General features: G+C 64.5%; 18 protein-coding genes. 5 read left to right on the plus strand and 13 right to left on the minus strand.

Annotation, left to right across the window (positions count from 1 at the left end; translation table 11 throughout):
- Positions 1-27 precede the first annotated feature (27 nt).
- From ABH922_RS13220 to kdpF, 6 genes are read right to left on the minus strand one after another with little or no spacing between them, the layout of a single operon-like run.
- The gene (locus tag ABH922_RS13220; protein WP_424807344.1) at positions 28-708 is read right to left on the minus strand and encodes a response regulator; all 681 of its coding nucleotides are present in this window, start codon (positions 706-708) and stop codon (positions 28-30) included.
- On the minus strand, positions 705-3,227 hold the full coding sequence (locus ABH922_RS13225) for an ATP-binding protein (protein WP_424807345.1): 2,523 nt from the start codon (positions 3,225-3,227) through the stop codon (positions 705-707). Before ABH922_RS13225 ends, ABH922_RS13220 begins: the two co-directional genes overlap by 4 nt.
- A gap of 7 nt (positions 3,228-3,234) precedes the next feature.
- The gene (locus ABH922_RS13230) at positions 3,235-3,885 is read right to left on the minus strand and encodes a potassium-transporting ATPase subunit C (RefSeq protein ID WP_424807346.1); all 651 of its coding nucleotides are present in this window, start codon (positions 3,883-3,885) and stop codon (positions 3,235-3,237) included.
- 6 nt (positions 3,886-3,891) lie between these two features.
- A complete protein-coding gene (gene kdpB / locus ABH922_RS13235) occupies positions 3,892-5,997 on the minus strand; it encodes a potassium-transporting ATPase subunit KdpB (protein WP_424807347.1) in 2,106 nt (701 codons plus the stop codon).
- Positions 5,994-7,679, minus strand: a complete 1,686-nt coding sequence (gene kdpA, locus ABH922_RS13240; RefSeq protein ID WP_424807348.1) for a potassium-transporting ATPase subunit KdpA — start codon at positions 7,677-7,679, stop codon at positions 5,994-5,996. Before kdpA ends, kdpB begins: the two co-directional genes overlap by 4 nt.
- Positions 7,679-7,777 (minus strand): K(+)-transporting ATPase subunit F, encoded by a 99-nt coding sequence (gene kdpF, locus ABH922_RS13245; protein ID WP_424807349.1) that lies wholly within the window; start codon positions 7,775-7,777, stop codon positions 7,679-7,681. Before kdpF ends, kdpA begins: the two co-directional genes overlap by 1 nt.
- Before the next feature lie 331 nt (positions 7,778-8,108).
- Here kdpF and ABH922_RS13250 point away from each other — a divergent pair, with 331 nt between their 5' ends.
- From ABH922_RS13250 to ABH922_RS13265, 4 genes are all read left to right on the plus strand, one after another.
- Complete coding sequence (locus tag ABH922_RS13250; RefSeq protein WP_424807350.1) at positions 8,109-9,533, plus strand: amidase; 1,425 nt, start codon at positions 8,109-8,111, stop codon at positions 9,531-9,533.
- Between the two features lie 4 nt (positions 9,534-9,537).
- A complete protein-coding gene (locus tag ABH922_RS13255; RefSeq protein ID WP_424807351.1) occupies positions 9,538-10,089 on the plus strand; it encodes a TetR/AcrR family transcriptional regulator in 552 nt (183 codons plus the stop codon).
- A gap of 111 nt (positions 10,090-10,200) precedes the next feature.
- Positions 10,201-10,797 (plus strand): hypothetical protein, encoded by a 597-nt coding sequence (locus ABH922_RS13260; protein ID WP_424807352.1) that lies wholly within the window; start codon positions 10,201-10,203, stop codon positions 10,795-10,797.
- Positions 10,797-11,042: a helix-turn-helix domain-containing protein gene (locus ABH922_RS13265; RefSeq protein ID WP_424807353.1), complete on the plus strand. Its 246-nt coding sequence runs from the start codon at positions 10,797-10,799 to the stop codon at positions 11,040-11,042. The genes ABH922_RS13260 and ABH922_RS13265 overlap by 1 nt, the downstream gene beginning before the upstream one ends.
- A gap of 38 nt (positions 11,043-11,080) precedes the next feature.
- On the opposite strand, the gene era is transcribed toward ABH922_RS13265, so the two are convergent.
- The 5 genes from era to ABH922_RS13290 all read right to left on the minus strand — a co-directional run bounded on the left by era (position 11,081) and on the right by ABH922_RS13290 (position 15,888).
- The gene (era, locus tag ABH922_RS13270; protein WP_424807354.1) at positions 11,081-11,998 is read right to left on the minus strand and encodes a GTPase Era; all 918 of its coding nucleotides are present in this window, start codon (positions 11,996-11,998) and stop codon (positions 11,081-11,083) included.
- Positions 11,999-12,091: 93 nt separating this feature from the next.
- Complete coding sequence (locus ABH922_RS13275) at positions 12,092-13,396, minus strand: hemolysin family protein (protein WP_424807355.1); 1,305 nt, start codon at positions 13,394-13,396, stop codon at positions 12,092-12,094.
- A 42-nt stretch (positions 13,397-13,438) separates the two neighbouring features.
- Positions 13,439-13,981, minus strand: a complete 543-nt coding sequence (ybeY, locus tag ABH922_RS13280) for an rRNA maturation RNase YbeY (protein ID WP_424807356.1) — start codon at positions 13,979-13,981, stop codon at positions 13,439-13,441.
- A 48-nt stretch (positions 13,982-14,029) separates the two neighbouring features.
- Positions 14,030-15,109, minus strand: coding sequence for a PhoH family protein (locus tag ABH922_RS13285; RefSeq protein ID WP_424807357.1), 1,080 nt, complete (start codon positions 15,107-15,109; stop codon positions 14,030-14,032).
- A gap of 98 nt (positions 15,110-15,207) precedes the next feature.
- On the minus strand, positions 15,208-15,888 hold the full coding sequence (locus ABH922_RS13290) for a TetR/AcrR family transcriptional regulator (protein WP_424807358.1): 681 nt from the start codon (positions 15,886-15,888) through the stop codon (positions 15,208-15,210).
- 175 nt (positions 15,889-16,063) lie between these two features.
- On the opposite strand from ABH922_RS13290, the gene ABH922_RS13295 reads away from it, so the two are divergent.
- Positions 16,064-17,626, plus strand: coding sequence for an MFS transporter (locus ABH922_RS13295; protein ID WP_424809667.1), 1,563 nt, complete (start codon positions 16,064-16,066; stop codon positions 17,624-17,626).
- Between the two features lie 175 nt (positions 17,627-17,801).
- Here the strand turns inward: ABH922_RS13295 and ABH922_RS13300 are convergent, their stop codons facing one another.
- Both ABH922_RS13300 and ABH922_RS13305 read right to left on the minus strand, forming a co-directional pair.
- Positions 17,802-18,413, minus strand: coding sequence for an AAA family ATPase (locus tag ABH922_RS13300; protein WP_424807359.1), 612 nt, complete (start codon positions 18,411-18,413; stop codon positions 17,802-17,804).
- A 24-nt stretch (positions 18,414-18,437) separates the two neighbouring features.
- The gene (locus tag ABH922_RS13305) at positions 18,438-19,205 is read right to left on the minus strand and encodes a class I SAM-dependent methyltransferase (RefSeq protein WP_424807360.1); all 768 of its coding nucleotides are present in this window, start codon (positions 19,203-19,205) and stop codon (positions 18,438-18,440) included.
- Positions 19,206-19,222: the final 17 nt, after the last annotated feature.

Below are 19,222 nucleotides of genomic sequence, written 5' to 3' on the forward strand. Positions count from 1 at the left end.
CCCGACACCCATACAATCACGCAATCATCAGACGACGAACCGGTATCCCATCCCCGCCTCGGTGATCAGATGTGCGGGGTTCGCCGGGTCGTCTTCGAGTTTACGGCGCAATTGGGCAAGGTACACCCGTAGATAGTGGGTCTCGGTGTCATAGGCCGGGCCCCACACCTCGCGGAGGAGTTCCTTCTGGCCCACCAGCTTTCCCCGATTGCGCACCAGCATTTCGAGCATGCCCCACTCCGTCGGTGTCAGATGCACCTGCCGACCGCCACGGCTCACGGTTTTCGCCGCCAGGTCCACGGTGAACGACGCCGTGACCACGGACGGTTCCGCCGTATCCACGGCAGTGGCGCTGCGGCGCGCTGCTGCCCGCACTCTGGCCAGGAACTCGTCCATCCCGAACGGCTTGGTCACGTAATCGTCCGCGCCGGCATCGAGTGCGTCGACCTTGTCGGCCGAGTCGGTGCGGGCTGAGAGCACGATCACCGGTGCGAGGCACCAACCCCGCAGTCCCGCAAGCACTTCGGTACCGTCCATGTCCGGCAAGCCGAGGTCGAGCACGACGACGTCCGGTGGACGTTCGGCGGCGGCCCGCAGCGCACCCGCACCGGTCGATGCCGTGACCACCTCGTATCCGCGTACCGACAGGTTGATGCGCAGTGCCCGCAGGATCTGCGGTTCGTCGTCGACCACCAGTATTCGGCTCATTCCTGGGCTCCTGTCACGGCGGCCAACTCGACCACCATCGTCAATCCGCCACCCGGTGTGTCGGTGGCTCCAACGGATCCGCCCATCGCGTCGACGAATCCTCGCACCACCGAAAGCCCCAGTCCGACACCGCCGGTGTTGTCACGATCACCCCGGCGCTGGAACGGCTGAAACATCTCCTCCGCCTCGCCTTCCGGTACACCCGGCCCGGTATCGGCGACGCTGATCACCACCCGATCCCCGATCCGCGCCGCGTCGATTCTCACCGGAGTCGCAGCCCCGTACCGCAACGCGTTGTCGACGAGGTTGGCTACGACGCGTTCGAGGAGGCCCTGATCGGCGGCCACTGCCACGCTTCCCACCTCGACCTTGACTCGGTCGGCGCGAGAATCGGATCGTCCGCCGATCCCAAGTCCGAGCAGGGCGCGGTGAACCACCTCGTCGAGGTACACCGGGCGCAGTGTCGGCTTGACCACTCCTGCCGCGAGCCTGGACGAGTCGAGAAGATTTCCCACCAGCGCGGTCAGTTGATCTGCCGACTCCTCGATGGTGGCCAGTAGTTCGGCGGTGTCCTCCGGGGAGAACTCGATGTCGTCGCTCCGCAGGCTCGACACCGCGGCTTTGACACCGGCCAGGGGCGTCCGCAGATCGTGACTGACGGCCGAGAGCAGTGCCCGACGCAGTTGGTCGGCTTCGGTCAGGGCGGCAGCCTTGCCGGCCTCGACGGTCAACGTCTCCTGCCGGATCATGCCCACCGCCTGGTGCGCCACGACGGTGAGCACACGCCGGTCACGCGCGCTCAGATCCGGTCCGGCCAGGAGCAACGCGTATTCGCCGTCGCTCACCTCGCACACCGTCTCCGCATCCGCCTCCGACGTCGGCGGCTGCACCCCCACCGACGCGATGACGCCGTCGTCGCGGTGTACGACGGACACCCCGTGCTGCCGGTAGATTTCCAGGACCTTGCCCAGCAGTGCCGACAGGTCGGCTCCGCGCAGAACCGATCCGGCGAACAGTGCCAGTAGTTCCGCCTCCTCCGACGCCCGTTTGGCTTCTCGCGCTCGTTTGGCGGCGGCGTCCACCAGAACCGCCACTGCCACAGCCACTATCAACAGCACGGCGGTGGTGATGAAGTTGTCCGGCTCGGCGATCGTGAAGCTGTATCGCGGATCGGTGAAAAAATAGTTGAGCAGCAGTCCCGAGATGAGAGCGGACAGAATCGACGGACCGACACCACCGAGAAGCGCGACGAGCAGCACCACGACGAAGAACAGTGCGTTCTCCCCGTTCACTCCCGAAAACGAGTCCACCACACCCATGATCGCGGCGGCCAGCGACGGCACGACCACGGCGGCAATCCACGAGAGCACACGAGCATCGGAGCGTCCGAGCACCGACAGGCGACGCCGCTTGCTCGTCTCTTCGTGGGTGACCATGTGGACGTCGATGCCGCCGGACTGCGCCGTGACCGTGGCACCGATACCCTCGTCGAGGATGCGGGCCAGTCGTGAGCGCCGCGAGGTTCCCAGCACCAGCTGGGTGGCGTTCGCCTCGCGCGCGAATTCGAGAAGCGTCGACGGAACGTCGTCGCCGACAACGGTGTGTAATGTCGCCCCGAGCCCCGACGCGAGCGCCCGTACCTTCCCCATCTCCGGGGCGGAGACCCCGGTCAGCCCGTCGCCGCGCACCGCGTGCACCACCAGCAGTTCCGCACTGGATTTCGACGCGATCCGCGACGCGCGTCGTACCAGGGTCTCCGATTCCGGCCCGCCGGTGACCGCGACGACCACCCGCTCACGCGCCTCCCAGGTGTCGGTGATCTTGTTCTCGGCCCGGTACTTCGCCAGCGCCGCATCAACCTGGTCGGCTACCCACAGCAGTGCCAGCTCGCGCAGGGCCGTGAGGTTTCCGGGGCGGAAGTAGTTCCCGAGTGCGGCGTCGACTCGCTCGGGCGGATAGACGTTTCCGTGGGAGAGTCTGCGACGCAAAGCCTCCGGGGTGATGTCCACCAGCTCCACCTGGGTGGCGCTGCGCACTGTCGAGTCGGGTACCGTTTCCTGCTGGGTGACGCCGGTGATGTGTTCGACGACATCGTTGAGGCTTTCGAGATGTTGCACGTTGACGGTGGACAGGACGTCGATACCGGCGTCGAGAAGCTCGTCGACGTCCTGGAACCGCTTGTGATTCTTGCTTCCCGGAGTGTTGGTGTGTGCCAGCTCGTCCACCAGAACCAGCGCCGGGCGCCGCTCCAGAACTGCCTCGACGTCGAGTTCCGGCATCCGGGTTCCGCGGTAGTCGACCAGTTTCGGCGGCACGATCTCGAGATCACCGATCAGTTCGGCGGTGCGGGCGCGGCCGTGTGTTTCCACTACGGCCGCAACCACGTCGCACCCACGGCTGCGGCGGCGATGCGCCTCGCCGAGCATCGCGAAGGTCTTGCCGACACCCGGTGCCGCGCCGAGGTAGATGCGCAGTTCACCGCGTCTACAAGCCTTGCCGATCTTCTCCGAGGGACTCACGTGACAATCATCCACCAGTCGACGGGCTCGCACAGGTAGGCGCCTTCAATCCGAGGGCGAGATTGAGCGCGAGAACGTTGACGCGCTCCTCACCGAGGAAGCCCAACTGCCGTCCGTCGGTGTGCTCCGCCACCAGTTCCCGTACCTGGGACTCGGGGAGCCCGTTGTTCGCGGCGACGCGGCGGACCTGCAGTTCGGCGTACGCGGGACTGATCTGCGGGTCGATGCCCGAACCGGAACCGGTGACCGCGTCGACGGGCACTGCCGACGGGTCGACGCCCTCACGAGCCGCGATCGCCGCCCGGCGCTGCTCGACGAAGTCGGCCAGCGTCGGATTGCTCGGCCCCAGATTCGACGGCAGCGCAGCTGCCGGGTCGCCGGGGGTGAACGGATCGCCGTCCGTCACCGAGCCGACGACGCGGCTGTGGAAGTACGGATCGTTCTGGCCCGAAGCAACCTGCGGATCAACACCGATCCACGCGCTCCCGACCACGCAGCCACTCGAATCGACGAGGGAGGAGCCTTCTGCCGAACCGGAGCTGATCCGACTGACTCCCCACACCGCGGCAGGGTAGAGCACACCGAGGACGGCGGTCAGCGCGATCAGGACCAACAGTCCCGCCCACGCCTGCTTGGCGAAATGAAGTGTCAAACGCATGTCAGGTCACCCGATTCCAGGTATCGAACGAACAACGAGATCGATCAGCCAGATACCGACGAACGGGGTGATCACGCCACCGAGTCCGTAGATCAGCAGGTTGCGGCCGAGCAGCTGCGACGCCGTCGACGGTCGGTAGCGAACGCCCTTGAGTGCCAACGGAATGAGCCCGACGATCACCAACGCGTTGAAGATGACGGCAGAGACGATCGCCGATTCCGGCGTGGCGAGATGCATGATGTTCAAGGCGCCCAGCTGCGGATAGATGCCACTGAACAGGGCCGGCAGGATGGCGAAGTACTTCGCGAGGTCGTTGGCCAGAGAGAACGTGGTCAACGCCCCTCGGGTGATGAGCAACTGTTTGCCGATCTCGACGACCTCGATGAGCTTGGTGGGATCAGAGTCGAGATCCACCATGTTGCCGGCTTCCTTGGCCGCCGACGTGCCGGTGTTCATCGCCACTCCGACGTCCGCTTGGGCGAGGGCCGGAGCGTCGTTGGTACCGTCACCGGTCATCGCGACCAGTCGGCCACCTTCCTGTTCCTTGCGGATGAGCGCCAGTTTGTCCTCCGGCGTCGCCTCTGCCATGAAGTCGTCGACTCCGGCTTCGTCGGCAATGGCCTTGGCCGTCAACGGATTGTCGCCGGTGATCATGACAGTACGGATTCCCATTGCCCGCAATTCTGCGAATCGCTCCGCCATTCCGGGCTTGACCACGTCGGAGAGTGCGATGACACCGAGCACCGTCGTCGCCGCTCCGTCCTTGACGGCCACGACAAGCGGCGTACCACCGGCTTGGGCGATCTCGCTCACGGTGTCCGTCACTTCCACCGCTGCCTGTCCGCCGCCGCGAACCACCCAGTTCATCACGGCATCGGCTGCACCCTTGCGGATTTCCCGATCCGGGAGGTCGAGGCCACTCATCCGGGTGTGGGCGGTGAACGGAACGAATTCGGCGCGCTCCTCGTCCGGGGTGGGTTCGGCCTCGAGGCCGAACTCCGCCGCGCACAGGTCGACGATGCTCCGCCCTTCGGGGGTTCCGTCGGCCAGGCTCGACAACCGCGCTGCCGCAGCGAGATCCGCAGCCGCGACGCCCGGCGCGGGGTGCAGCGCCGTCGCGCGACGATTGCCGTAGGTGATGGTTCCGGTTTTGTCCATCAGCAGCGTGTCGATATCGCCCGCCGCCTCCACGGCGCGGCCCGACATCGCCAACACGTTGCGCTGTACCAGTCGATCCATGCCCGCGATGCCGATGGCCGAGAGCAACGCGCCGATCGTCGTCGGGATGAGGCAGACGAGTAGTGCGATCAGCTTGACCGGGTCCTGCTCGTGCCCGGCGTACAGCCCCATCGGTCCGATGGCGACCACGGCGAGCAGGAAGATCACGGTCAACGACGCCAACAGGATGTTCAGTGCGATCTCGTTCGGAGTTTTCTGTCGCGACGCGCCCTCGACCAGGGCGATCATCCGATCGACGAACGAACTTCCCGGCGCTGCGGTGATCTCCACGACGATGCGGTCGGAGAGCACCGTCGTACCGCCGGTGACGGCGCACCGGTCACCGCCTGATTCCCGGACCACCGGAGCGGATTCACCGGTGATCGCGGATTCGTCGACGGACGCGATGCCCTCGACGACGTCGCCGTCACCGGGAATGACCTCGCCGGCCACGACGACCACGCGGTCACCGACCACCAGTTCGGTGCCCGATACCGATTCGATCCTGCCGCTCGCCATGATGCGGTGTGCGGTGGTGTCCTGCTTCACCTTGCGCAGACTGGCCGCCTGCGCTTTGCCACGGCCTTCCGCGACGGATTCGGCGAGGTTCGCGAAGATCACCGTGAACCAGAGCCACAGCGTGATCACCCAGGCGAACACCGACGGATCGGCGATCGCCATGATCGTCGTGATCACCGATCCGGCGAACACCACGAACATGACGGGATTGCGGGCCAGGTGACGCGGGTCGAGCTTGCGTACGGCGCCGGGCAGCGCCGTGATCATCTGCCTCGGATTGAACACGCCGGCCTGCACGTGCCGCGACGAACCCGAATCACGTTCGGCGGCAGCACTTTCTGCCACCACCGGCTTCTCGTCGGTGTGAACGGTCATTGAAGTGCCTCCGCGATCGGGCCCAATGCCAGGGCCGGGAAGAATGTGAGAGCTGCTACCAGAACGACGGTGCCGGTCAGCAAACCGGTGAACATGGGTCCGGACGTCGACAGGGTGCCTGCCGTCGGAGCCACCTTCTTCTGCGACGCCAGCGCCCCGGCGAGGGCGAGCACGAAGAGAATCGGCAGGAATCGTCCGAGCAGCATGCAGATTCCGAGTGACGACTGGAACCAGTCACTGGTGACGGTCAATCCGCCGAAGGCGCTGCCGTTGTTGTTCGACGCCGACGCGAAGGCGTAGAGCACCTCGCTGAAGCCGTGGATCGATCCGGGAGTACCCGGATCTCCGCTATTGCCTTGATAACCCACCGTCGAGGCGAGAATGACCGTGATTGCGGTACCGATCAACACCAGAGCAGGCATGACGAGGATCGAGAGCGCGGCGAGGGTGATCTCGCGTCGGCCCAGTTTCTTGCCCAGATACTCCGGCGTGCGACCGACCAGCAGTCCGCCCACGAAGACCGCGATCAGCGCGAGGACCAATATCCCGTACAGCCCGGTTCCGACACCACCAGGGGCGATTTCGCCGAGCAGCATGTTCAGATTCACCGCGCCGCCACCGAGCGGCGACATACTGTCGTGCGCCGAGTTGACAGCACCGGTGGACGTTCCGGTGGTTGAGACCGCGAACAGTGCAGAGCCGGGGATGCCGAACCGAACTTCCTTGCCCTCCATCATCGACCCGGCCGCAGTGGCGGCGATGCCGCGTGCCCCGGACTCGGCGGCGAGTGTCACGGCCGTCAATCCTGCCCACAGGATGCCCATGACGGCCAGCAGCGTCAGACCTTGCTTACGGTCTCCCACCATCGTTCCGAACGTGCGGGTAAGACACACCGGGATGAGCAGGATCGCCAGGATCTCGACGATATTGCTCAGCGGCGTCGGATTCTCGAACGGGTGCGCCGAGTTGGCGCCCATGATGCCACCGCCGTTGGTGCCGAGTTCCTTGATCGCCTCCTGTGATGCAACGGGCGCCAGCGCGTTGCTCACCGAGGTGCCGTCGAGGCCGGTGGACGCAAAATTGCTGTGGAAAGACATGATCACGCCCTGGCTCAACAGGATCAGTGCGATCACGAAGGAGAACGGAAGCAGAATTCGCAGGCAACCGCGAATCAGGTCGACCCAGAAGTTACCGATCTCGCCGCCGCGCGAGACCCGGATGAAACCGCGCACCAGGGCGATCGCCACCGCCATTCCCACCGCCGCCGACACGAAGTTCTGCACAGCCAAGCCAAGCGGCTGCGTCAGATTGCTCATCGTCGTCTCGGGGGTGTACGACTGCCAGTTCGTGTTGGACACAAAGGAAATCGCCGTGTTGAACGCGACGGCCGGGCTGACGCCGGACAGTCCGTGGCTCAGCGGGAGCACACCCTGAATGCGCTGTAGTACGTACAGGAACAGGGCGCTCGCGAAGGAGAACCCCAGGACACTGCCCGCGTATCCGTACCAGGTCTGCTCGGCGCGCGAGTCGATGCGCCCGACTCGGTAGATCAGACGTTCCATTCGAAGGTCGCGGGTCGAGGTGTACACGCGGGCCATGTAGTCCCCGACCGGGACGTACGCGATCGCCAGGACCACGAGGACGAACCCGATCTGCAGCCCGGCTGCCAGTGCAGGCGCCATCAGAACCTCTCAGGGTCTACGAGTGCGACGAGCAGATAGATGATCAAGGCAGCGGCGATCACGATCAGCAGCACGCTCACCACACCGGCGACGGTCATTTGGGAGCGCTCGCCTGCAGGGCGCGCAACACCAGTGCGCACACGAGAAAACCACCGAGTATCAGAGCAACGTAGGCCACATCGGCCATGAGCTTCCCTCTTCGAAATCTTTGCCGCGCTGCTGTGCATCGCAGCCATGACGATCACGCCGTTGCCGACCCGGAATCGCGTTCTCAGCTTCGACCTCCGAATCGCCGTTTTTACGTTCTCTTACGATCTGTTTACGCGCTGACCTGGCGTCTTGATGCGATCTTGACGCGAACCCGAACATCGCCAATACTCGAAATCAGCTACTGTTCGTTCGAACGAACAGTTTTGGGAAGGGAACCCGATGACGTCAGGACCTCGAACGGAACACGGCCATGCACCCGGTCTCGTGGATCAGGTGGCAGCCCTCGCTTCGGGAGCGACGACATCCGTCGCCGCCACGCAGGAGGCACTCGACCGCATCGACGCCACTCAGCCCCACCTCAATGCGTTCAAGATCGTCCGCCGTGAGAAGGCACTCGACGAAGCCGCCGATGCGGACCGGCGCCTCACACAGGGTGAGCGAGCACCCCTGCTCGGCGTTCCGATCGCCGTCAAAGACGATGTCGACATCGCCGGCGAGCCCACCGCATTCGGGTGTGCCGGAGACTTCCCCGCCAAAACCGAAGACTCCGAAATGGTTCGACGACTGCGCGCAGCCGGCGCCGTCATCGTCGGGAAGACCAACGCACCCGAGCTCGGCCAATGGCCGCTGACCGGCGGTTCCGCGTTCGGCTACACCCGCAACCCCTACTCACGCGAGCACACCCCCGGCGGGTCCTCCGGTGGTACCGCCGCCGCCGTAGCCGCTGGATTGATCAGCGCCGGAATAGGTTCCGACGGCGCCGGCTCGATCAGAATCCCCGCCGCCTGGACCAACCTGGTGGGTATCAAACCGCAACGCGGACGCATCTCCACGTGGCCGGAGGCCGAAGCCTTCTACGGTCTGACCGTCAACGGGCCACTCGCCCGCACTGTCGCCGACGCCGCACTACTCCTCGACGTCGCGGCAGGCAATCACGCCGGCGACGTCCACAAGCCGACGCCCGTCACCGTCAGCGACGCCGTCGGGCGCGATCCGGGGAAGCTGAACATCGCACTGTCCCTGCGCAATCCGTTCACCGCCACGCCCGTGACGCTCCATCCCGAAGTGCGTCTGGCCGTGCATTCTATCGCCGACACCCTGCGCGGGCTCGGGCACCACGTCGTCGTGGACGACCCCGCCTACGGCCACGTGTTCGGGCTGAACTTCCTGCCGCGCTCACTCGTCGGCGTCGACGACTGGGTCAAACGCGTTCCCGACGTGTCACTCCTCGATCCTCGTACGCGCGCAAATGCCCGTAGCGGCAGCTTTCTTCGCGGTGCTCCGCTGAAAGCGGCGCGCGCAGCCGAACCACGCATGCGACGCCGGATCGGCGCGATCTTCGACAAGTACGACGTGGTTCTCGCCCCGTCCACCGCGACGCCACCACTCGCCGTCACCGCCATCGACGGCATCGGCGGCTGGGAGACCGACAAGGTGATGACCGGCGCGTGCCCGTACGCGTGGCCGTGGAACGTCCTCGGCTGGCCCTCGATCAACGTCCCGGCCGGTTTCAGCAAGGCAGGCCTGCCGATGGGTGCGCAGTTGATGGGCAATGAGAACTCCGAACCGCTGTTGGTCTCGCTCGCTTCGCAATTGGAGTCGGTACTGCACTGGGATCGGGTACGCCCCGAGCCGTGGTGGTGAATCGGTGAGCGGCGAGGTTCGGAGTCGAATTCTCCACGCGGTACTGCACGTCGTGGGAGCCGACGGCATTCCCGGCGTCAGCAACAGGCGCATCGCGGCCCAGGCCGGAGTGTCACTCGGGTCGATCACCTACCATTTCCCGACCCAGTCGGACATGCTGCGGGATGCGTTGTCGCTCTTCGTGACCGACGAGACCACGCGCCTGCACGCATTGGCCGACGAGTATCGGGACCAGGGGCTCAGCGTCGAGGACGCGGCGGCGCTCACCGAGAAGGTGACGCGTGATCTCTCGTTCTCGGCCGAACGTATCGCCCCGTTCGAGATGTACATCGCCGCCGGACGCGATCACGAACTGCACAAGGTGGCCACGGAGTGCTTCGCAGCCTACGACCACCTGACGGTGACGATTCTGACGGCGCTCGGTGTACCCGACCCGGAGTTGTCGGCACCGACGTTGGTCGCGATCATCACCGGACTCCAGCTGCGGCGGCTGGCAACCGGCGTCGACGATCAGGACGTCGGCGCCTCGATCCTCAGGGTCCTTCGGCCCCTGTGAGCCTTGTCGGTAGTGCGCACTACCGACAAGGCTTACCGAGAGCTTGACCCCATATCGATTTTCGATACCATATCGCTAATCGTTGTCATCGAATATCGATATGGAGTGGTCATGGCATACGGATGGGGTTCTCTGAGATCGACCATGTGGGCGATACTCTGTCTCGCGGCGGCGACAGTCGCGTGGAGCGCGTGGCGCGTTGTCGACGTCGTCACCTCCGATGCCGTCATCGCACCGATCGAACCCCGCAGCGGCACCCCGCCGACGCCGCTGTTCGGCGGCGAGCTGGCGGTCGGGAACAGAATCGACCTGACGGTGGACAAGGCCGACCTCGGCCGTCTCGGTGGGTTCGTCGAATTCTGCCGAATCGTGGAACCGCTGGCGGCCATGACTGTGATTCTGGCGGGCATGTACTTCGCGTACCGGTTCAGCGCCGAAGTCATTCGCGGAACCCCGTTCAGCAAGTTCGCGAGCATCAACCTGATCGGGCTGGCAGTGTCGGTCGTCGCCTATCCGGTCATTCCGTCGATTTTCGGTCTGTTAGGCACCAATTCGGTGATCGGTGCACTCGATCTGGACGATTTCGATGCTCACAGCAGTGCCGTCGGATACTTCGTCGCGATCGGTATCGCTTCCTTCATCCAGTTCGTGTACGTCTTGACACGGCAAGGCGCCAAACTTGCCGAAGACACCGACGGACTCGTCTGATGGGTGAGCCGGCCGATCACCTAGTAACCTGCCATCTCGGCGAACTTCTCGAGTCGCGAGCAATGACGCTGGCCGAACTCTCCCGACTGGCCGGGGTAAGCGTCGTCAATCTCTCGGTGTTGAAGAACGACCGAGCCAAAGCGATCCGATTCTCGACGCTGACAGCGGTGTGTTCAGCCCTGAACTGCACTCCCGGAGAGTTGCTCAGCATCCGAAACCCCTACCCCGGTGAGCCTATTCGGTAGTCCCCGCCACCACAAAGGCGCACAGCGCGGCGGAGCCCCTAGAACCCCAGCCGGCCCAGCTGTTTGGGATCGCGCTGCCAGTCCTTGGCCACCTTCACGTGCAACTCCAGGAAGATCCGCACCCCCAGCAGCTTCTCGATCTGCAGACGGGCGCTGGTACCCACCTCGCGCAGTCGGGCGCCACCCTTGCCGATGACGATGCCCTTCTGGCTCGGCCGCTCCACGTACAGCAAGGCGTGGACGTCGAGCATCTCACCCTGCTTCTCGGTCCGGCCTTCGCGCGGGATGACCTCTTCGATGACGACGGCCAGCGAATGCGGCAGTTCCTCGCCGAGCCCTTCGAGTGCGGCCTCACGGATCAGTTCCGCCATGAGGACCTCTTCGGGCTCGTCGGTCAATTCGCCGTCCGGGTAGAACGCCGGGCCCTCATCCATGAGACCGGCCAGAACGTCGACCAGAATTTCGACCTGCTCACCGGACTGCGCCGATACCGGCACCACTTCGGACTCTGGACCGAGCAGCGTGGACAATGCCAACAACTGCTTGCCGACGGCATCGCGGCTGACCTTGTCGATCTTGGTCACGATGCCCACCAGCTTGGTCTTCGGCGCCATCTGCCGTACCTGCTGCACGATCCAGCGGTCGCCGGGACCGATGGCCTCGTCGGCCGGGATACACAGGCAGATGACGTCGACCTCGGAGTACGTGTCGCGCACCAGGTCGTTGAGGCGCTGACCGAGGAGAGTGCGCGGCTTGTGCAGCCCCGGTGTGTCCACCAGGATCAGTTGAGCGTGCTCACGGTGCACGATGCCGCGAATCGTGTGCCGCGTCGTCTGCGGACGTGACGACGTGATCGCGATCTTGCTGCCGACCAACGCATTGGTCAATGTGGACTTACCCGTGTTGGGCCGCCCCACGAAACATACGAATCCCGAACGGAATTCATCCTTGCTCATAACCACTCCTCATTCGACGAACGCTCGCTCGGCACGAAGACGACGTCCGCCTGCGTACTGCTGTCTTTCCGTGCACCGACAGCTGACGCCCGGTCAGCCATCGGTGACTTCCACATCGTCTTTCTCGACCTTCGGTACACGTTGCACGAGTACGGTACTGATCCGCACCCGACCTCGTCCGGTACTGGTTCCCTCTCCTCGCAGAGTCAGTCCGTCGTAGCCGACCTCGGATCCGGGCAGCGGAACTCGCCCAAGGACGTAACCGATCAGTCCACCGACAGTCTCGACCTCGTCGTTTTCCAATTCCAGATCGAACAGTTCACCGAGATCCTCGATGGGCAGACGCGCAGACACCCGGAACCGCCCGTCGCCCAGATCTTCGACGGGTGGAGTCTCGTCCTGGTCGTACTCGTCGGCGATCTCGCCGACGATCTCTTCGATGACGTCTTCGATGGTGGCCAGCCCCGCGATTCCGCCGTACTCGTCGACGAGAACCGCCATGTGATTGCGATCGCGCTGCATTTCGGCCAACAGGCTGTCGAGCGGCTTGGAGTCCGGGACGAACACTGCCGGGCGCATGACTTCCCGGACATTGACGCTCCGACCGCCGTCCGGCAGATGATAGGTCTGCTTCACCAGGTCCTTGAGATACACGACGCCGAGAATGTCGTCGACGTTCTCCCCGATGACGGGCAGTCGTGAATGACCGCTTCGCACGGCCAACGACGTGGCCTGGCCGGCACTCTTGTCGCTTTCGATCCAGACCATGTCGGTACGGGGCACCATCACTTCACGTGCGGACGTGTCACCGAGTTCGAAGACGGACTGGATCATTCGCCGCTCTTCGTCTGCCACGACGCCACGTTCCTGCGCCATGTCGACGAGCTCGCGTAACTCGATCTCCGACGCGAACGGACCGTTGCGAAACCCTCGACCCGGCGTCAGCGCATTGCCGACCAGGATCAGAAGGCGACTGATCGGCCCGAGGAGGACACCGATCCACAACAGCGGCAACGATGCTGCCAACGCGATCGAATACGCGTGCTGACGGCCCAACGTGCGCGGTCCGACACCTATCACGATGTACGAGACCAGGACCATGATGACGGCGGTGCTCGCCAACGCCCAACCCAGTGAGAACACGTCGATCAAGCCGCCGACGAGGACGACCGTAGCCGTGATCTCACACAGAATGCGCAGCAACACCATGAGATTGACGTACCGCGGCCGGTCGGTCAGGATGCGTTGAACTCGTTGCGCCCCGGCACGCTCGTCCTTCGCCATTTCGTCGATGCGAGCCGACGAAATTGTGTTGAGCGCCGAGTCGACGGCGGCGAACACGCCGCCGATCGGCACCAGGACGATTGCCAGCACGATGAGAGCCACGGCGCTACTCATGTCGGAACACCTGCCTCATGTCGAAACACCTCTGCGAGACTGTTATAGGTCCGCTCCGTCGACGAAGCCGGTCTTGCCGAGAAGGCGCTGGTCACGTTCGGCCAATGCGGCCTCCCGCTCCTGGCGGCGCAGATCTTCGTACCACTGCGCGAGGAGTTCGTTCTGCAGACCGAACATCTCTTTCTCCTCCTCGGGTTCGGCGTGGTCGTAGCCGAGGAGGTGCAAGACGCCGTGAACGGTGAGCAACGCCAACTCGTGCGCGAGGGAATGCCCGGCCTTGTCGGCCTGATCGGCGGCGAACGACGGACACAACACGATGTCACCGAGCATCGACGGTCCCGGTTCCGGAGAATCCGGGCGGCCGCCCGGTTCGAGTTCGTCCATCGGAAAGGACATCACGTCGGTAGGACCTGGCAGGTCCATCCACCGAACATGCAAGTCGGCCATCGTCGCCGAATCCACGAGGACCATCGACAACTCGGCCGCCGGATGAACATCCATCCGTGAGATCGCGAACCGGGCAACACTGATCAACTCCTGTTCGGAGATGTCCATGCCCGATTCGTTCGAGACCTCGATGCTCATGTGCGACGCTCTTTCCTGCTGAAAGTAGGGGTTGATGCGTCGATCAGCCTACCGTCGCGGCGAATGTGCATGCGCAGCGCGCCGCTGCGCCCGGTTCCCCACCTTCGAATCCGCATCCCGTTCCGTTTCGTGGCGTTCGTAAGCGTCGACGATGTCGGAGACCAACCGGTGCCGGACCACGTCACTGCTGTCGAGTTTCGCGAAATGGATATCGCCTATCCCGGTGAGGATTTCCGTGGCCGCACGCAGGCCCGATCGTGCGCCGCCCGGAAGGTCGACCTGGGTGACGTCGCCGGTGACGACGATCTTCGATCCGAATCCGAGGCGAGTGAGAAACATCTTCATCTGCTCGGCCGTGGTGTTCTGCGCTTCGTCCAAGATGATGAATGCGTCGTTGAGTGTGCGACCTCGCATGTAGGCCAACGGAGCGACCTCGATCACTCCACCCTGCATCAACTTCGGAATCGCCTCGGGATCCATCATGTCGTGCAGCGCGTCGTGCAGGGGCCGTAGATACGGGTCGATCTTCTCGTGCAGCGTGCCAGGCAGGAAACCGAGCCGCTCTCCCGCCTCGACGGCAGGCCTGGTCAAGATGATGCGGGAGACCTGCTTGGCTTGCAGCGCCTGCACCGCCTTGGCCATGGCCAGATACGTTTTGCCGGTACCGGCGGGACCGACGCCGAAGACGATGGTGTTCTCGTCGATGGCGTCGACGTACCGCTTCTGGTTGAGGGTTTTCGGTCTGATCGTCTTACCGCGCCGCGACAAGATGTCGAGGGAGAGTACCTCGGCCGGGGACTCCCCGACTTCTTGCGTCAACATGCCCACGGTTCGACGGACGGCGTCCGGGGCAATGGTCTGCCCCCGGCCCGCCAGTGATGCCAACTCGCCGAACACCCGTTCGGCGAGAGCGACGTCGGCGGGCGTGCCGGACAAGGTGACCGTGCCACCACGGACATGAACGTCCGCGCGGAGGTCCTGCTCGAGGGCCGTCAGATTTTCATCACTCGATCCCAATATTCGACGCACGGTCTCCGGCGCCAAATCCAGACTGGATCGAACTGTGCGCTCTGCGGGCTGAGCGCGCTCGTCAATGATGGTTGCGCGGTTACCGTTGCGTTCGCTCACGTGGAGAATATGGCCTGCTTCCTGGTCCGATCAGCTCACTCGACCCGTGAGCCTCGATACCACGGAGTCTAGCCTTCACCACCGACGTGGCCCACTGGTTAAACCCCTGGCGATTCCGACGTCACCGATTCTCGAATCCACTTCCACGCGTCGGCGACCACCCGCTCACTCTCTGCCGGGCTGACACCGGCGAGTACCAGACACACCTTTGCCAAGGATTCACCGGAGTCCGTGACGATACCGCTGTTCGCCTGGTCGAACAGCGTGATGGTGACCGCCTCCGTCATGGCCACCACGGTCTGCGCCGGCAGATAGGTGGAGAAGACCCCGTCTTTCTGTCCTTGCTCGACGACCGCGATGCTGATGGCTCGCGCCGGTTCCATGAGGTCGAATATCTTCTGGTCACCGAGTTCTCGGCGCGCGAATCCCAACAACATGCGGAATCGATCCCCCACCGGCCACGCCAACAACGCCAATACCGCAGTGGCGAGTTCCGGACTTCGCGGCGGCTTCCCGGCCCGTTGCAGTGCGTAGACCAGATCGGCCGACGCCTCGTCCACGATTCCGGAGATCAAGGACTCGCGGCTGTCGAAGTGCGCGTACACGGTTCGGCGCACCACACCGGCCGCCTGCGCCACGTCGTCCATGCTCGAGTCGGGATCTGCGGCAAAAGCGGTGATCGCCGCCTCGATGATCCGAGCCCGATTCTGGCGGGCCTGACTACGTTGCCGACGCCCGGCACCGCCGAGCCCCGTCGTCGCGGCTTCGGATTGCGTCACCGCAGTCACCACCTCCATCGATTCTCGATTGTGATCTCCGTCAATAGTAGTTGCACACCTTTGTGCAAGTTATTAACTTACACATCAACGTGCAATCAGGTCGATGTTCGTCACCGACCACCAGGAACGGAGCTCCGACGTGACAACCCTCCTCCTCAGGAAACCGGTGTCCGACATGGATCGGCCCTACTCACGGCGTTGGGCTGCGCTGGGCGTTCTGTGCCTGAGCCTGCTGATCGTGGTCATGGCGAACACGGCGCTGATCGTCGCCGCACCGGACATGACCCGCGACCTCGGTCTCACCAGCACCCAACTGCAATGGGTCATCGACGGCTACACCGTTCCCTATGCAGCGCTGATGCTGCTGTTCGGCGTGATCGGTGACAAGTACAGCCGACGCGGAGCCCTTCTCGGCGGCCTTGCGGTCTTCGCGGCAGGCGCCGTGTTCGGAAGTCTCGCCGACACAACCAACGCGGTGATCGCCGCTCGCATGATCATGGGCGTGGGCGCCGCGATCATCATGCCCGCCACCTTGTCTCTGCTGGTCGCCACCTTCCCCAGGGCCGAACGAACTCGCGCCATCGCAGTGTGGGCAGCCACGTCGGGCCTGGCTATCGCACTCGGACCGCTGCTGGCGGGCTGGCTGCTCGAAAGTCATTCCTGGAACGTCACCTTTCTGATCAACGTGCCGATCGCCGCCGGTGCCGCCATCGCGGCCACGATCCTCGTACCCCCGAGCAAAGCCGAGAATCTCGACCGGATCGACTGGGCAGGCGGTGTCCTCTCGGTGATCACCATCGGAGCGCTCGTCTACTCGATCATCAACGGATTTCACTTCGGTTGGGGCGCAGGCCCGCTCGGCGCGGCGGCGGTGGCTGCGGTCGGCCTGGCGACATTCGTGGCGTGGGAACTCCGCCATCCACGCCCGCTGCTCGATGTGCGCAAGCTCGGTCAGCGAATGATCGGCGGTGCAGCTCTGGCCGTGCTACTGCTCTTCCTCGCCGCCTTCGGCGCCATCTACTTCATCTCGCAGCAATTCCAGTTCATCCTCGGGTACGGAGCCCTCGAAACCGGAGTAAGGCTGCTGCCCTTGGCCATTGCCGTATCCGTCGGAGCCGTGGCCGGCGGGCGCATCACCCCGATCATCGGAACGCGCACCTGTATCGCCGGCGGAATGCTCGTCGCCGCAGCGGGAATCCTGATCCTCACGCAGGTGGACGACAGCACCCGATACTGGCTGTTCGCAGCCTCTCTCGTCCTACTCGGTCTCGGTATCGGCCTCAGCGAACCGCCCGCCACCGACGCGATCATGGGCAATTTCTCCGAGGACGAGCTGGGAGCCGCGGGCGGCCTCAACGACACCGCCATCGAGCTCGGCGGATCCCTGGGCATTGCGATTCTCGGTTCGATCCTCGCCGCGAGTTACAAGGATTCGATAGCAGCCTTCCTGACCGGAATGCCATTGCCGCAACTGACCGGAGAGTTGGCGCAGCAAGCGGCCTACGCGATCGAAGTATCCGGCGAATCCGTCGGCGGCGCGGCACTGGTCGCACAGGAGATGGCAGGCAATCCGATCAGTGCCGCTCATGCTCAACCGCTACTCGATGCCGCATCCTCCGCCTACGCCGACGCGATCGCCGCCACCAGTTGGGCGGGCGGGCTCACCCTGCTGGTCGGCGCACTCGTCGTCGCGTTCGTTCTGCCGGCAAATACGGCCGCCGCGTCAGGTCGTTCGTAGCGGCCGCTGATACCGGACCGGCCGAGAACTGTTGCCCACCAACGCTACCGATGACGTATCGTGCAGTATCGCGACGAGTTCGACTTTCGGCGCCACGCCCGATCGACATTGACTGGTCCCCGACTCGGCGGCAACAGTGGCAGCACGCCCGTGACCGTCGATGCGTACCGAACCGTCAGACCCGGATGTGGCGCAGCCCGACTGCCATCCGCCTCAGCCGACGACGCACCGCACGGTGCCTGGGTGCCGCGAGGGTCAGGCCTGCTCGCTGCGCGATGTCCTCGACAACGTCGTCCACCGACCGGTTGTCGGTCCAGACGTGTTCACCGAACCGTTCTGTGCCCAACACCTGCACACAGCGGTCGATCTGCGCCATGGCCCACGTCTCTCGGCGTCCCACCGCGCGGCCGACCCGGTACCCGGAACGTGCCCGCAATCGTTGTCCCAGTGTCTGAGGTGAAGCGAGAAGAGTGAAGTGCCGCACGTCGACGTCGGCGCCACGCAGACCTGCCATGACCTCGTCGAAGTATTCGGAGCAGACCAACGTCATGGGTACTATGACCGGTCCGTCGTGCGCTCTCACAGCGTCGACGAGGGTGGACACCGTTGCGGACCGCCACTGCGGGCGATCTTGGAAATCCGCCCGCGCACCCCGCGGAAGCATCTTGTGGATCGCAAATCCGATCAACTCGGGGTCGGCGACGTGGGACCCCGGAACTCGACGGTTCAGCTCGAACGCCGTCTGAGTCTTTCCCGCGCCGAATGCGCCGTTGATCCATACCAACACCACTCGAATGTAACCGTCGACCGCTCAGTCGGCTCGTGTCGCCGTCAGCAAGAGGGTGCGAAACGGGTGCTCGACCCCACCGGCGTCGGCGATGACATCGCCCACGGCGTCGAGTAGGTTCTGCCGCTGCATCGGCTCCAGGAGTAGATGATCCGAATACGTGCCGACCATGCCGCAATAGGCGTCGGCGTCGTAGTGGGATGACCACTCGTAGGTCCGAAGCGCCCAAGGCGCAAACCCGTTCATCCGACTTGTCTTCGGCGTGACCGCCCGGTCGTCGGTGCTCGATCCGGGCGGCGAGAGAGTGGGCGCACGGCGCGCGTAGACGTCCCTGATCCGATCCCAGACCGCACCCTCGAGCACCGCCGATCGATTCCACCACAGGCACGCGGCACCACCGGGTTTCAGCGCCTGCGCAGCGACGGCGGCGCCGCCGACCGGATCAATCCAATGCCACGACTGTGCTGCGGCAACCAGGTCGAACGATCCCACCGCCGGATCGGATTGCTCGAACGGCGACACCACAACGGTCACGTCGAAACCCTCGGTCTTCGAGTGGACGACCGCCGCCATCTGCGGATCCGGTTCGACCGCAACCACGCTCGCACCCCGCTGGGCGAGCGCGAGCGTCGCGCGCCCGGTACCTGCCCCGGCTTCGAGGACTCGCTGTCCGGTACCCGATCCGAGCACGTCCGCATACAGTTGATCGGGGTAATCCGGTCGCCACCGGTCGTACTGCTGCGCAACCTGACCGAAACTCCGCGCCCGAACCACTCTTGCGTCGTCGTCCATACCCCGAACGCTAGCGT

The sequence above is a fragment of the Rhodococcus sp. 27YEA15 genome (assembly GCF_049739425.1).
In the GTDB taxonomy this organism is placed as follows: Bacteria; Actinomycetota; Actinomycetes; order Mycobacteriales; family Mycobacteriaceae; genus Rhodococcus_F.

Excerpts from the sequence above, each read along its gene's own strand:
- kdpB (WP_424807347.1), bottom strand. The coding sequence starts at position 5,997 with ATGACCGTTCACACCGACGAGAAGCCGGTGGTGGCAGAAAGTGCTGCC.
- ABH922_RS13275 (WP_424807355.1), bottom strand. The coding sequence starts at position 13,396 with ATGAGTAGCGCCGTGGCTCTCATCGTGCTGGCAATCGTCCTGGTGCCG.
- ybeY (WP_424807356.1), bottom strand. The coding sequence starts at position 13,981 with ATGAGCATCGAGGTCTCGAACGAATCGGGCATGGACATCTCCGAACAG.
- ABH922_RS13230 (WP_424807346.1), bottom strand. The coding sequence starts at position 3,885 with ATGCGTTTGACACTTCATTTCGCCAAGCAGGCGTGGGCGGGACTGTTG.
- era (WP_424807354.1), bottom strand. The coding sequence starts at position 11,998 with ATGAGCAAGGATGAATTCCGTTCGGGATTCGTATGTTTCGTGGGGCGG.
- ABH922_RS13220 (WP_424807344.1), bottom strand. The coding sequence starts at position 708 with ATGAGCCGAATACTGGTGGTCGACGACGAACCGCAGATCCTGCGGGCA.
- ABH922_RS13305 (WP_424807360.1), bottom strand. The coding sequence starts at position 19,205 with ATGGACGACGACGCAAGAGTGGTTCGGGCGCGGAGTTTCGGTCAGGTT.
- kdpA (WP_424807348.1), bottom strand. The coding sequence starts at position 7,679 with ATGGCGCCTGCACTGGCAGCCGGGCTGCAGATCGGGTTCGTCCTCGTG.
- ABH922_RS13260 (WP_424807352.1), top strand. The coding sequence starts at position 10,201 with ATGGCATACGGATGGGGTTCTCTGAGATCGACCATGTGGGCGATACTC.
- ABH922_RS13250 (WP_424807350.1), top strand. The coding sequence starts at position 8,109 with ATGACGTCAGGACCTCGAACGGAACACGGCCATGCACCCGGTCTCGTG.
- ABH922_RS13295 (WP_424809667.1), top strand. The coding sequence starts at position 16,064 with ATGGATCGGCCCTACTCACGGCGTTGGGCTGCGCTGGGCGTTCTGTGC.
- kdpF (WP_424807349.1), bottom strand. The coding sequence starts at position 7,777 with ATGACCGTCGCCGGTGTGGTGAGCGTGCTGCTGATCGTGATCGCCGCT.
- ABH922_RS13265 (WP_424807353.1), top strand. The coding sequence starts at position 10,797 with ATGGGTGAGCCGGCCGATCACCTAGTAACCTGCCATCTCGGCGAACTT.